The 13,862-nt window shown below is 34.2% G+C and carries 12 protein-coding genes; 3 read left to right on the forward strand and 9 right to left on the reverse strand.

What is annotated here, in order from left to right; genetic code table 11:
* Positions 1-45 precede the first annotated feature (45 nt).
* On the forward strand, positions 46-750 hold the full coding sequence (locus tag CLU82_RS07555) for an NUDIX domain-containing protein (RefSeq protein ID WP_232735229.1): 705 nt from the start codon (positions 46-48) through the stop codon (positions 748-750).
* A 504-nt stretch (positions 751-1,254) separates the two neighbouring features.
* Here the strand turns inward: CLU82_RS07555 and CLU82_RS07560 are convergent.
* From CLU82_RS07560 to CLU82_RS07585, 6 genes are all read right to left on the reverse strand, one after another.
* Positions 1,255-2,082, reverse strand: coding sequence for an amidohydrolase (locus CLU82_RS07560; protein ID WP_100842513.1), 828 nt, complete (start codon positions 2,080-2,082; stop codon positions 1,255-1,257).
* A 113-nt stretch (positions 2,083-2,195) separates the two neighbouring features.
* A complete protein-coding gene (locus CLU82_RS07565) occupies positions 2,196-3,047 on the reverse strand; it encodes a fumarylacetoacetate hydrolase family protein (RefSeq protein ID WP_100842514.1) in 852 nt (283 codons plus the stop codon).
* Between the two features lie 33 nt (positions 3,048-3,080).
* Positions 3,081-3,845, reverse strand: a complete 765-nt coding sequence (locus CLU82_RS07570) for an SDR family NAD(P)-dependent oxidoreductase (protein WP_100842515.1) — start codon at positions 3,843-3,845, stop codon at positions 3,081-3,083.
* Between the two features lie 59 nt (positions 3,846-3,904).
* Complete coding sequence (locus tag CLU82_RS07575) at positions 3,905-5,524, reverse strand: UxaA family hydrolase (RefSeq protein ID WP_369828999.1); 1,620 nt, start codon at positions 5,522-5,524, stop codon at positions 3,905-3,907.
* A gap of 22 nt (positions 5,525-5,546) precedes the next feature.
* Positions 5,547-6,851, reverse strand: a complete 1,305-nt coding sequence (fucP, locus tag CLU82_RS07580) for an L-fucose:H+ symporter permease (RefSeq protein WP_198520204.1) — start codon at positions 6,849-6,851, stop codon at positions 5,547-5,549.
* Between the two features lie 40 nt (positions 6,852-6,891).
* The gene (locus CLU82_RS07585) at positions 6,892-7,671 is read right to left on the reverse strand and encodes an SDR family oxidoreductase (protein WP_100842516.1); all 780 of its coding nucleotides are present in this window, start codon (positions 7,669-7,671) and stop codon (positions 6,892-6,894) included.
* A gap of 361 nt (positions 7,672-8,032) precedes the next feature.
* Between CLU82_RS07585 and CLU82_RS07590 the strand changes: the two genes are divergently transcribed.
* Both CLU82_RS07590 and CLU82_RS07595 read left to right on the forward strand, forming a co-directional pair.
* Positions 8,033-9,307 carry a Y-family DNA polymerase gene (locus tag CLU82_RS07590; RefSeq protein ID WP_100842517.1) on the forward strand — a complete coding sequence of 425 codons (1,275 nt, stop codon included), beginning with the start codon at positions 8,033-8,035 and terminating at the stop codon, positions 9,305-9,307.
* The gene (locus tag CLU82_RS07595; RefSeq protein ID WP_100842518.1) at positions 9,298-9,738 is read left to right on the forward strand and encodes a LexA family transcriptional regulator; all 441 of its coding nucleotides are present in this window, start codon (positions 9,298-9,300) and stop codon (positions 9,736-9,738) included. The genes CLU82_RS07590 and CLU82_RS07595 overlap by 10 nt, the downstream gene beginning before the upstream one ends.
* Before the next feature lie 52 nt (positions 9,739-9,790).
* On the opposite strand, the gene CLU82_RS07600 is transcribed toward CLU82_RS07595, so the two are convergent.
* The 3 genes from CLU82_RS07600 to CLU82_RS07610 form a co-directional block, all read right to left on the reverse strand.
* Entirely contained in the window at positions 9,791-11,476 is a 1,686-nt protein-coding gene (locus CLU82_RS07600; RefSeq protein ID WP_100842519.1) for a sodium/sugar symporter, read from the reverse strand.
* Positions 11,477-11,766: 290 nt separating this feature from the next.
* Positions 11,767-12,810, reverse strand: a complete 1,044-nt coding sequence (gene galE / locus CLU82_RS07605; protein ID WP_100842520.1) for a UDP-glucose 4-epimerase GalE — start codon at positions 12,808-12,810, stop codon at positions 11,767-11,769.
* Position 12,811: 1 nt separating this feature from the next.
* On the reverse strand, positions 12,812-13,861 hold the full coding sequence (locus CLU82_RS07610) for a UDP-glucose--hexose-1-phosphate uridylyltransferase (RefSeq protein ID WP_100842521.1): 1,050 nt from the start codon (positions 13,859-13,861) through the stop codon (positions 12,812-12,814).
* Between the last annotated feature and the right edge of the window lies 1 nt (position 13,862).

Here is a 13,862-nt window from a genome sequence, read left to right on the forward strand (position 1 = left end):
TAAAAACAAAATTTATATTTTCCATTCTAAAACAACAAAACTAAATTGATAATCGAAGTAGCCACAGAAAACAAGAAAATAGCAGTCGACGGTATCACAATCGATTGTGTAATATTTGGTTTTAATAAAGAAAGTCTAGAAGTTCTTTTAGTTCAGCATGCCGAAGGTGAAAGTATTGGGAAATGGGGACTACTTGGTGGATGGTTACAAAAAGAAGAAAGTTCAGATGATGCTGCTCAACGAATATTGTACGAGCTAACTAGTATGGATAATATCTATTTAGAACAATTGAAGGCTTTTACTAACCCAAAACGTGTAGTCGAAAGAAGAGTAGTTACCATCGGTTACTACACTTTAATAAATAGAGAAGATTATAACATAAAAGCCAGCTTAACAGTAAGAGAAGCAAAATGGCACAAAATTAATGACATTCCTGATTTAATATTTGATCATAACGAAATTTTAGAATTTAGTTTAGTACACTTACAAAATAGGGTTCGTCAAGCTCCTATAGGCTTTAATTTGCTACCCGAAAAATTTACTTTATTACAACTCATGCATCTCTATGAAGAAATATTAGGCATTGAATTAGAAAAATCAAATTTTCGTCGAAAAATTCTACACATGAAATTATTAGTTGGATTGGATGAAAAACAACAAGATGTTTCACATAGAGCAGCAAAATTATATAAATTCGACTCAGAAATTTATAAAAAGCTAACCCAAAAAGGCTTCAACTTTGAGTTTTAGTGTAAAAACTCAATTTACAACTTAGCATTTTAAATTATAAAAAAAGACCCGATAGTTAATCAGACTATCGGGTCAGAGTTTCCAATAACTAACCAAAACTCTCTTTTAAAATATTAACATACATTCCAACTTAACAATTGAAATACTTGTTATTTATCATTTAATTCTTGAAATAAAAAATCCTTTAACTTCAATTACTCTCAAATATATTGCCCAGTGATAACATATAATTTATTTCAAAAATAAACCAACTACTTATGGTTAATTTGACTACAAGTGTACAGATATTTATTTAGTTTGCAAAAAAATAGTGAAACATTTAACACTTATAGCTTTAAATATTTCTTAAGCTATTATTTTATCTCTAATTTGACAGTATTTATGGATAAACCTAACTTTCAAAATGTTAACTCAAATACTTATACTTTATTAAGAAAAGTTAATTGAGATAACATTTTAATGATTACTACTTCCTAATTAAATAGAAAAATCCTCTTAAAATATTTATATATTGTAAAAACGCATCCCATTATTTCCCCAAAAAGCATCTTGTTCTTCTAGAGAAAAACGACTGTAATAATCTCGAAGAATTGTGGTTGATTGATCATAACTTGCCGCCAATAAACTAACAGGCCAATCACTTCCAAAGAGCAAGCGCTCAATACCAAATGCAGTAGTAACAACATCCAGATAATAGTCAAAGTCTTCTTTCTTCCAATGATTCCAATCGGCTTGAGTAACCAATCCTGATACTTTGCAAAACACATTGGGATAAGCGGCTATTTTTTTTATTTCGGTTTCCCAAATCAAGAAATCAGCATTTTTAATATTTGGTTTTGCCAAATGATCAATAACAAATGCCTGCTTTGGAAATTTTTCTACAAATGTTACAACAGTTTTTAACTGCGCTGCTGAAACCAAAATATCATACGTAAAATTATACTTGGCTAACTTAGCTATACCGTTACAAAAGTCGGCATTTAATAAAAAATCAGCATCTGATTCTGCTTCGACTATATGTCTGAAACCTTTCAGTTTTTTAAATTGAGAGAAATACTCCAAACGCTCTTCTAAATTTCGTATTTTAAAATCAATCCAACCCACCACTCCTTTTATAAAATCATTTTCATCAGCCAATTGCAATAAAAAATGCGTTTCAGTTTCACTCTGATCGGCTTGAACCGCAATACAACCTTCGATAGCATTTGCTTTCAAAATTGGAGTAATATCATTGGGCAAAAAATCGCGTTGAATCACTTTCATAGTATCCGTAATCCAAGCTTCTTTCACTGAATGGTATTTCCAAAAATGAATATGACTATCGATTTTCATATGTTAGATCTTAATTTAAAGAAGCAATTAATTTTAATCTGTCGAATCTGCTTTAAATTGATTAAAAATTAGCACGCAGATTCAGCAGATTTTTTGCTATTTAGATTTGAGTTTTAAGAATAAGCGACAGCTAATTGTTTGCTTGTCCCTAAACCTTCAATTCCTAATTCAATTATATCACCTTCTTTTACATATATTGGTTCAGGTTTGATTCCCAAACCAACACCTGGAGGTGTTCCTGTACTAATTACATCGCCAGGTAAAAGTGTCATAAACTGACTAAGATAATGCACTAAAAATGGAATTTTAAAAATCAAATTCGAAGTATTGCTGTTTTGGAATTTCTTCCCATTCACAGTTAGCCACATCGATAAATTATTAACATCGGCAACCTCGTCTTGAGTTGCTAAAACAGGTCCAAGAGGTGCAAAAGTATCGCATCCTTTTCCTTTTGTCCATTGCCCTCCACGTTCTAACTGATACTCTCTTTCGCTATAATCGTTAAGCAAACAATAACCGGCTACATAATTTAAAGCATCAGCTTCTGAAACATAACTTGCTTTTTTACCCACTACAAAAGCCAACTCAACTTCCCAATCTGTTTTTTGGCTGTCTTTTGGAATTATCAAATTATCATCGGGACCGCATAATGAAGTAGTCGATTTAAAAAAGATAATTGGTTCGGCAGGAATAGCAGCTCCAGTTTCTTCGCAATGATCCACATAATTAAGACCAATACAAATAAGTTTTGAAGGTCTTGCCACAGGGGATCCCAATCGAACTTCATTGCTTACTTCTGGAAATGAAGTATTATTTTTTAAAGCTTCTTGCAGTTTTTCAATTCCATTATTTTCAAAAAAAGATTCATTATAATCGGCAACTATAGACGAAACATCTATTCGCTTATCATTAATTAAAAGACCTGGTTTTTCTTTTCCGGCTTCTCCGAATCGTATTAGTTTCATATTCTATTTAATATTTAAGTATTATTGTATCTTTTAATTATTCAAATTTATAAAACCTCCATCAATTGGGTAATCCGAACCCGTGATAAAAGAAGATTCTTCACTACAAAGAAATAAAGCTAAAGTAGCTACCTCTTCTGGTTTCCCCATACGACCAATTGGCTGTGATTTGGATAATTTATCAAAAATTTCGGCTTCCTTTCCAGGGTAATTTTTATTGATAAATCCGTCTACGAAAGGTGTATGAACCCGTGCAGGAGAAATCGAATTGCAACGAATGTTCTCATTAATATAATCTTTCGCTACCGATAAAGTCATTGCCATTACAGCTCCTTTAGCAGTTGAATAAGCAAATCGATCTGGAATTCCAACCCAACAAGCAATAGAAGCCATATTCAGAATCACTCCCCCACCCGATTTCCTAAATTGTGGTATTGAAGCATGCAAACAATTGTATACTCCTTTCACATTTACGTTCATAATGCGTTCAAAATCTGACTCTGAAGTAGTGTCTACTTTACCCACATGTGCAATTCCTGCATTATTCACAAGAATATCAATATACCCTATTTTTTCAAATGTTGCAAGTACTTCTTGCTGATTGGCTACGTTACAAGCATGGGCAAACACTTTACCTCCGTTGCCATTTATTTCATCAACTGTAGTTTGAGCACTTTCCAATGAAAGTTCCAAAACATGTACTTCCGCTCCATGTTTTGCAAACAATACCGAAATTGCTTTCCCTATTCCGCTGCCGCCACCCGTTATAATTGCTTTTTTGTTTTTTAAAGAAAACATGTTTTGATATTTATAATTTTTGAATCCTGATTTACAACTTACTCTTCCCTACTTACCGCTTAAAGTGACACTCCTCTTTTCCAAGGAATAAAATCATCTTGATTTAATTGTACTGCTTTAGGAATAATTTCGCCACTGGCAGCTTTTATACAATAGTCTAAAATTTCTTCTCCCATTTCTTCAATGGATTTTTCACCGCTTATTATTGGACCACAATCTATATCGATAATATCACTCATTCTAGTTGCTAAAACCGAGTTGGTTGCCACTTTTATAACTGGACAAACAGGATTTCCTGTCGGTGTTCCCAGACCAGTAGTAAACAAAATCAAAGTAGCTCCAGATGCAGCTTTTCCAGTAGTAGCTTCTACATCATTTCCTGGAGTACATACTAAACTCAATCCAGATTTTGTTACTAATTCAGTATAATCAAGTACATCTTCTACTGGCGAGGTTCCCCCTTTTTTGGCTGCTCCTGCACTTTTAATAGCATCTGTAATCAGACCGTCTTTTATATTTCCTGGCGATGGATTCATGTGAAATCCTGAACCCACTTTATGCGCCAAAGCATCGTACGACTCCATCAAATTTATAAATTTATGAGCTGTTTCTTCAGAAACACATCGATCAATTAAGTCTTGTTCGGCACCACACAATTCGGGAAATTCTGCTAACAAAATTTTTCCTCCTAAGCCTACTACCAAATCCGAAGTATAACCTACAGCTGGATTTGCAGAAACTCCACTAAAACCATCACTTCCTCCACATTTCACACCGATACATAATTCACTTAAAGGAGCATCAGTTCTTTCATATTGATTGATTTCTATTAGACCTTGGAAGGTTTTTTTAATAGCATTGGCTACCAATACCTCTTCACTTTCCGTTTGTTGCTGTTCAAAAACAAACAACGGTTTATCAAAGTCTGGATTTTGTTTTTTAACATCATTTATAAAATCCTGTACCTGTAAATGCTGACAACCCAAACTCAAAACCGTAATTCCGCCCACATTGGGATGATTAGCATACGAAGCCAATAAAGCACTCAATGTTGCAGCATCCTGACGCGTACCACCACAACCTCCCTGATGATTAAGAAATTTTATTCCATCTACATTTTTAAAAACCCGATTTGTAACATTGGTTGGCATCAATTGCAAATCGACAGCATTCATATCCTCTCCGCTTTGATAGCTTTTCAATAGCTGATGTGTGAATTGAGTATATTTATCACTCACAGAATACCCCAGTTCATTATGCAACGCTTCGCGGATGACATCCAAATTTCGATTTTCACAAAAAACAGTCGGAACAAACAACCAATAATTAGCTGTTCCCACACGACCGTCTTTTCTTTTATATCCTTTAAATGTTTTATCCTTGTATTTAGAAACGTCAGGAGCTTTCCATGAAAAATTGCTTTCTTTATATGCATAAGGTTCTGCGGCATGTTTAAGATTTTCGGTAGTCATCAAACTTCCTTTACTTACATCACATTGCACTTTTCCAACCAAAACACCGTACATAATTACCTCGGAATTAGCAGGCATATCATTCATATAAAACTTATGCTTAGCCTTAATGGTTTCCTTCAAAATATATTCTTCGGATTCAAAAACAATTGCATCTCCTTTTTGCAAATCCGTTAATACTACCAAAACGTTATCTTTTGGATGCATTTTGACCACTAATCTTTTTATTTTATTTTCCAACATATTTATAAATTCTATTTTTTCTTCTAGTGTAAGCAAACAATATTATTACTAAGAAACAAATTAACGGAACGATATATCCGTTTTGAATATTACCCGTTTTATCCGAAATCATTCCTAACATTGGAGGTAATAATGCGCCTCCTACAATTGCCATAACAATCAGGGACGAACCAATTTTTGTATTATGTCCTAAATCTTCAATACCCATAGAAAAAATAGTTGGAAACATAATACTCATAAAAAAAGCAATCGCTATAAGTCCATAAACCACTATTATACCCGTTCCATTTATAACCAAAACACATAATAAAACATTGATTATGGCATACGTCATCAGCAATTTTTGTGCATCAATATAGCGCATCATAAAAGTTCCTGCAAAACGGCCCAACATAAATGCTAATCCAAAAAAACCTAAATATTTTGCTGCCACCTCTTCTCCTAAACCTGCTGTTGTAGTTGCCATTTTGATAAAAAAACTACCCACACATACTTGAGCACCTACATAAAAAAACTGAGCGACAATACCCCATCTCAATTTCATAGATTTCAAAGCTCCCGTAAAACTAGCACCATCCACTCCCTCTTTATCTTCGTCTTTAACATCAGGCATAGGTGTAAAATAAATAATCCCTGCTACGACAAGAATAATCAAACCCAAAACGAGATACGGCAATTTTACACTTGATGCTTCTTCTAAAAGATAGTCATGCAGTTCTGGAGCATTCATAGCATCCATCTGTGTTTTTGTCAAGTTCTTGCCTGACAGAATCATTGGTCCGATATACGCTGGAGCGATGTAAGCCGCTAAACCATTAAACGATTGTGAAAAATTCAATCGACGGGTTGCTGTTGAAGCCGGACCCAAAATAGTCACATAAGGATTGGCTGCTGTTTCCAGAAATGTAAGTCCGCAGGCAATAACAAATAAAGCTCCCAAGAAATAAATATACTGCAACGAATTAGCCGCAGGCACAAATAAAATAGAACCCAATCCAAACAAAAGTAGTCCAATTAGAATACCCGATTTATAACCATACTTTCGCATTACATATCCTGCAGGCAAAGCCATAGCAAAATAGGCAATGAAGACAGAAGAATCAATCAGAGAAGATTCTAAATCCGAAAGATTGAATGCTTTTCGTAGATGAGGAATCAAGATAGGATCAAGATTATGCACAAATCCCCAAAAGAAAAACAAACTTGTTACTAAAATAAAAGGGAATAGCATTCTTTTGTTCCCGTTGGAAACCGCTTCATTTACTACTTCCTGTGGTGGGGATTTTGTCATATATATTGTCTTTTAAAATAAATTAAAATATCTCTTATTCCTAAATTGCTCTATCCAAATGGGTATAACCTCCATCGACGTATATAATTTGCCCTGTAGTGTGACTTGATTTTTCAGACAAGAGAAAAGCAACCATATTGGCAATTTCTTCCGTTGTGGTCATGCGATTTCCTAAAGGAATTTTGCTGGTTATTGAGGCTAACTTTTCTTCTTTATTTTCAAATGTATTAATCCAAGTTTCATACAATGGCGTAAAACATTCTGCTACAACTACAGCATTAACACGAATATTGTATTTTAATAATTCAACTGCCCATTCCCTAGTTAAAGCATTTCGTCCTCCATTCGCAGCAGCATAAGCCGAAGTACCTCCTTGACCAGTATCGGCAGTTTTGGAACCAATATTCACAATCGCTCCTTTACTCTGAATCAAATAGGGTAAAGCATATTGCGCCATCAAATAATAATGAACTAAGTTTTTGTGTAATGAAGCCATAAAAGACTCATAATCTCCATTCTCTAAACCTACTCCATCATTGACTCCGGCATTATTAACCAAACCATCAATTCTTCCACATTGCTTAATAATAGTATCAATTGCTAATTGGCAATCAGCAGGACGTGTCAAATCAGCTACTACTTGTAACGCTTTTCCACCTGCAGCTTCAATGGCCAGTACCACAGCCTTATTATCGATTTCGTTGCGCCCCACAATAAAAGGAATAGCACCTTCAGAGGCCAGCACTTTACCGATTCCTAAACCAATGCCTTTAGCTCCTCCTGTTACTACAATAATTTTATCGGTCAGTGATAATTGCATCCGCTGTATTTTTTTGATTGGTTATTTTATCGATTAAAACAATATTTTTCTAAGTAATACCCCAAAATTTCACCCTATAAAACACAAAACAAATTCTATTTGAAAAAAGGAAAATACTCTTATGGTTAATTTGACTACAAGTATAGTTATTTTTTTTATATTGACAATATTTAATAATCAAAATTTCATAATCATCAATTATTTAAGAAATAATCATTAAATATTAATAAGCATCTTCTTAATTCAGCAAAAAGGCAAAATTCAAAAATGCTATAAAGCTAAATTATGTGACTTATCAACAGCTCCAAAAATTAACTTTCGATTGCCAAAAGCATACGGCGGGATTCCGTAATTTTGCTAGATGTATGCTTTAGTCGATTGTAATAATTTTTATGCTTCCTGCGAACGTGTTTTTCAGCCGAAATTCAACGGTCAACCTATTGCGATATTATCAAACAATGATGGCTGCGTGATTTCGAGAAGTAATGAAGCCAAAGCAGCAGGAGTTCCTATGGGCGCACCAGCATTTAAGATTAAAGATTTGGTGCAAGAAAAAAAGGTCACTTTATTTTCCTCCAATTATCCGCTATATGGCGATTTGAGCAATCGAGTAATGTCAATTTTAGAACAGTACACTCCAAATGTCGAGATTTACAGCATCGATGAAGCCTTCTTAAATTTTGATGGTCTAGACATTTCAGACTATCATGATTATGGTCTTCAAATGAAAAAGCGGATTCATAAATGGGTGGGTCTTCCAGTATGCATTGGCTTTGCCGAAACCAAAGCTTTATCTAAAATTGCTAATCATATCGCCAAGAAATTTCAAGAGAGAACCCAAGGCGTTTATGTAATTGATAATGATGAAAAGCGTCTTAAAGCTTTAAAGTGGACCAAAATTGAAGATGTTTGGGGTATTGGTTATCGCATGACAAAAAAGGTCAAACTTCGAAAAATACAAACCGCACTGGATTTTATCCAACCTCAGCATGAAGCTTGGATTAAAAGAGAAATGGGCGTTGTAGGTTTACGTCTAAAATGTGAATTGGAAGGAAAATCAGTTTTAGACTTGGAACCTATTAAAGAACAAAAGAAAAGTATTGCTACAACCCGAAGCTTCCCTAAACAAATAGCCGATTTTGATTTGTTGCGGGAACGGGTAACTACTTTTGCTGCCGTTTGTTCCGAAAAATTACGGAAACAAAATTCCTGTTGCCACACTATTATTGTAATGTTGGTTGTCGATAAACATACCGTTCAAACCTCAAAATATTATTTTAATATGGCTATAACTTTGCCTTATGCTACACAATCAACTTTAACCATTTCGAACGCTGCGGTAGCTATGTTAAAAAAACTACATCAAGGCAATGAAGGTATTAAGTTTAAAAAAGCGGGTGTTATTGTGACTGAGCTCATTGACGAAAACAAAAAGCAAATGCAATTATTTGAGGAAGAAAATCCTAAACATTTAGCCTTAATGCAAGCGATGGACAAACTAAATCATAAAATTGGTGACACCAAAGTAAAATTGGCAAGCCAAAATTTAAGTCTGACCTGGAATATGAATCAGAATCACCTTTCGCCAAAGTACACTACAAAGTTTAAAGATATATTGGAAATACAATGTCTATAAAAAAAGAACAAAAACTAACTTTCTTTCGTCCTGAATTTGAAAGTGAAATACAGATTCCATACATAAATGAAGGTGTTTCGGCGGGATTTCCCTCGCCTGCTGCCGATTTTATGGAAACCAATATTGATTTAAATAAAGAGTTAAGCGAAAATCCTTTGGCTACATTCTATATCAAAGTCAAAGGCAATTCAATGATTGATGCTGGAATCAATGACAAAGATGTTTTGGTCGTTGACCGAAGTCTGGAACCCCAAAACAATAAGATTGCGATTTGCTGTATTGATGGCGAATTTACCGTAAAACGAATTCAGGTCGAAAAAGATTGTTTGTATCTTATGCCCGAAAATTCCAATTACGAACCCATAAAAGTGACTGAAGAAAACCAACTTATCATTTGGGGAATGGTAACTTATGTCATAAAAAAAGTGTGAAACTAAACGAATTTAGCTTCACACTTTTCACATAACTAACAATAATATTTTCCTACCAGAACTTAGCGTAAAGAGCGAAAATAACCAATAAGGTGATTACGATCATTACAGTAGTTTGCGGTTTTAATTTAAACATTTCTGTATCTAATTCGAATGCTTTTGGATTCACTTTTGGTCCAGCCATACTGATAGCGATCATTAAAAGCATAGTAAATGCAAATGATAATCCCATACAAATGTGGAATGGAATTTCGAAAGCTCCTTTTCCATTAGAGTAAGCTGTATACAATAATGTTTCATTTCCGAATAATGCAGGTGCAAATTCATTGAATAAAACAGATAATAAGAAACCTGAAATTACACCAACAATAGCAGCAGTACCAGTTGTTCTTTTCCAGAACATACCTAAGAAGAACATTGCAAATACACCCGGGCTAATAAATCCAGTATATTTTTGGATATAAGTAAAACCTCCAACACCACCAATTCCTAATAAATCATTCCAAGTAAATAAAACAGCCAAAAGCATAGCAGCAAAAACAGCATATCTTCCGATGTTTACTTGAGTATTATCAGAAGCATCTTTTTGAATGTATTTTTTGTGTACGTCTAAAGTATAGATAGTAGAAATACTATTTACTTTACCAGCTAAAGAAGCAACAATCGCTGCTGTCAAAGCCGCAACAGATAATCCTTTTAAACCTGTAGGAAGGAAAGTTAACATAGCAGAATAAGCTCCATCTTTTCCACCAACTAATTGTGGTAAATGTCCGTTTTGGTATAATACATAAGCAGCAATACCAGGCAACATTACAATAAGAGGCATTAATAATTTCAAGAACCCAGCAAATAAAATACCTGTACGGGCAGTTTGCAAATCAGCTCCCAAAGCTCTTTGAGTAATGTATTGGTTACAACCCCAATAGTTAAGATTGATAATCCAAATACCCGCCAAATAAGACATTAATCCTGGGAAAGTAAGATATTTATCAATTTCTAATTGAGAAGAAGTAGCTGTCGGTCTTGGGATAATCATTTTGAAATGCTCAGGAGCTTTTTCCATTAATACTTGGAAACCAGCAATTGCATCATGACCAAAACCAAAATATTGTCCAACTGTAGTCAAAGCAATATATGAAGTAACTAAACCTCCGATAATTAAAACTGCAACTTGAATTACGTCAGTATAAGCTACCACTTTCATACCTCCTAAAGAGATGATCAAAGCAAAAACAGCTAATCCAATCATAATAGCGTGTAAGTATTCACCTCCAGCTAATCCATTAATAGCAACAGCTCCTAAATACAGGATAGAAGTTAAGTTTACGAAAACATATAAAAACAACCAAAAAACCGCCATAATCAAAGCCGTTGATTCGTTATATCTTGTTTTCAAAAATTGAGGCATAGTATAAATCTTGTTTTTTAAATAAACAGGAATAAACCAAACAGCCACAATAATTAAGGCGATAGCAGCAAGCCATTCATAAGCAGCAACAGCGATTCCTAAAAAGAATCCTTCCCCACTCATTCCGATAAATTGTTCAGCAGAAATGTTTGAAGCGATTAATGAAGCTCCAATAGCCCACCACGTCAAAGTTCCTTCTGCAAGAAAATAAGCTTTAGCATCGTGTTCGTTTCTTTCACGCTTGCGATAAATAGTATATCCATAAACGGATACCACTATAAAATAAATAATAAATACTGCGTAATCCGCAAAAGCCAAATTATTGCTCATGAGTAAATAGTTTTTTTAAAGTTAATATAAAGGTTATTTGTTTGTTCATTTTAATAATTTGTAATCTAATTCTATTTGGGGATGCCAATATAATACATCTTTCTAACAAAAAAGAGTAATTTCTCACTCAAATCAAACATAAAATAGAGTATGTGTTATTATTCTAATGTTTTATTATGAATTATTGAAGCCAAATGTAAAATAAAAAAACTTATTAGCAATACTAATAAATGTATTTTTTACATTTATTTTGTTTTTAAATAATAAAATCAGTTTAACTAGTCTTTTTATTACACGCTTTTCGGCATGAATTCTGGACTTGTTCTAATCTTTTGTTCCCATTTCCAAGCACTTTCCATAGCTTCCTCTAAAGTTGAAACAGTTTTCCAACCCAAAACGTTATTAGCTTTATCGGTATTAGCATAAGCTTCGGTAACATCACCCTCTCTTCGTTCTACGATTTTATAAGATAGTTTTTTACCACTTACTTTCTCAAAAGCAGCAATTACTTCTAATACAGAACTTCCAGTTCCTGTACCAAGATTAAAAATTTCTAATGGTTCAGCATTTTTCTTATTTAATAATCGTTGTAACGCAATCACGTGTGCTTTGGCTAAATCGACTACGTGGATATAATCACGTACACAAGTTCCGTCCACAGTTGGATAATCATTTCCATATACAGATAATTCCGCACGTAAACCCATTCCAGCTTGTGTAATAAAAGGAACTAAATTTTGAGGAACACCAATTGGTAATTCTCCAATTTCGGCAGAAGGATGTGCACCAATAGGATTGAAATAACGAAGTAAAATAGCATTGATCGCACTTACTTTTACCACATCTTCAATAATCTCTTCTCCAATTTGTTTAGTGTTTCCATAAGGAGACAAGGCTGGTTGAATAGCAGTGCTTTCAGCAATTGGCATCACTTCGGCTTGACCATAAACGGTACAAGACGAACTAAAGATAAAGTGAGCGTCTTTCTTTTTCTCTAACTCCTGCAAAATATAAACTAAAGCTCCTAAGTTGTTTTCATAATACAATAAAGGATTTTTTACACTTTCACCAACAGCCTTCGAAGCTGCAAAATGGATCACTCCTGCTACATCATCATGTTCTGCAAAAAAACTTTGCACCTCTTTTTTCTCTCTTAAATCAATACCTGAAAAAATTGGTTTTTTTCCTGTAATTCTTTCAATACCGTCCAAAACTTCTATCGAAGAATTGGAAAGATTATCAATCACCACTACTTCAAAACCTTGATTTTGCAATTCGACAACGGTATGAGATCCAATAAAACCTAAACCGCCTGTTACAACTATTTTACTCATTTTATTTGCTTTTATAATGTATATCGGATAAATTTCTCAACATATCAGCACTTTTCTCAGGTGTAATATCTCTTTGTGCCTCGCCCATCATTTCGTATCCAACCATAAATTTCTTTACAGAAGCCGAACGCAACAACGGTGGATAAAAGTGCATATGAAATTGCCACTCCGAATGTAATTCTCCATCGGTTGGCGCTTGATGAATCCCAGAAGAATACGGAAAAGAGGTCTCAAAAAGATTATCGTATTTTATCGTTAATAGCTTTAAAACTGAAGCATAAGCTGAAACTTCTTCAGAAGTAAAGTCTGTGATTTTTGTAACATGACGCTTAGCAACAATCATAGTTTCAAAAGGCCAGATTGCCCAAAAAGGAACCAAAGCTACAAAGTGATCGTTCTCTATTACGATACGTTCCTTTTGTTTTAACTCTTCTTGTAAATAGTCAATTAAAAGATTGCTGTTATTTTTTTCAAAATAAGTTTTCAAACTATTTTGTGTTTTCTCAACTTGAGTAGGCAAAGACGATTGCGCCCAAATTTGTCCGTGCGGGTGCGGATTACTACATCCCATCACACTTCCTTTGTTTTCAAAAATCTGAACGTGTTTAATGTAATCAACACTTCCTAAATCTGTATATTCCTTTTGCCATGTTCTGATGATCGTTTCAATACCTGGCAGATCCATTTCTGGTAACGTTAAATTGTGCTTTGGCGAAAAACAAACTACTCTGGCAATACCGCGTTCTGGTTGCGCTTTGAAGAAAGTCGGTTTATCATCTTCTTCAAACAAAATAGCTTCTTGTTTTACGGCAGCAAAGTCATTCTCAAAAACAAAACTTGAGTCATATTTAGGATTCAACTCCCCATTAACCCGAACATTTCCTGGACATAGATAACAAGTATCGTCATACTCAGGAAGTTCATCTGAATGAATTTTTTCGTTTTGTCCTTGCCAAGGTCTTTTTGCTCTGTGTGGAGACACTAAAACCCATTCGTTTATTAATGGATTGAAACGTCTGTGTGGATCTTCGTTTATGTCAAAATTTTTCATA

It is taken from the genome of Flavobacterium sp. 5, assembly GCF_002813295.1.
Lineage (GTDB): Bacteria > Bacteroidota > Bacteroidia > Flavobacteriales > Flavobacteriaceae > Flavobacterium.

Bases quoted from the DNA above. Each gene is read 5' to 3' on its own strand.
- CLU82_RS07560 (WP_100842513.1), bottom strand. From the start codon at position 2,082: ATGAAAATCGATAGTCATATTCATTTTTGGAAATACCATTCAGTGAAA.
- CLU82_RS07565 (WP_100842514.1), bottom strand. From the start codon at position 3,047: ATGAAACTAATACGATTCGGAGAAGCCGGAAAAGAAAAACCAGGTCTT.
- CLU82_RS07570 (WP_100842515.1), bottom strand. From the start codon at position 3,845: ATGTTTTCTTTAAAAAACAAAAAAGCAATTATAACGGGTGGCGGCAGC.
- CLU82_RS07575 (WP_369828999.1), bottom strand. From the start codon at position 5,524: ATGCATCCAAAAGATAACGTTTTGGTAGTATTAACGGATTTGCAAAAA.
- fucP (WP_198520204.1), bottom strand. From the start codon at position 6,851: ATGACAAAATCCCCACCACAGGAAGTAGTAAATGAAGCGGTTTCCAAC.
- CLU82_RS07585 (WP_100842516.1), bottom strand. From the start codon at position 7,671: ATGCAATTATCACTGACCGATAAAATTATTGTAGTAACAGGAGGAGCT.
- CLU82_RS07590 (WP_100842517.1), top strand. From the start codon at position 8,033: ATGTATGCTTTAGTCGATTGTAATAATTTTTATGCTTCCTGCGAACGT.
- CLU82_RS07595 (WP_100842518.1), top strand. From the start codon at position 9,298: ATGTCTATAAAAAAAGAACAAAAACTAACTTTCTTTCGTCCTGAATTT.
- CLU82_RS07600 (WP_100842519.1), bottom strand. From the start codon at position 11,476: ATGAGCAATAATTTGGCTTTTGCGGATTACGCAGTATTTATTATTTAT.
- galE (WP_100842520.1), bottom strand. From the start codon at position 12,810: ATGAGTAAAATAGTTGTAACAGGCGGTTTAGGTTTTATTGGATCTCAT.
- CLU82_RS07610 (WP_100842521.1), bottom strand. From the start codon at position 13,861: ATGAAAAATTTTGACATAAACGAAGATCCACACAGACGTTTCAATCCA.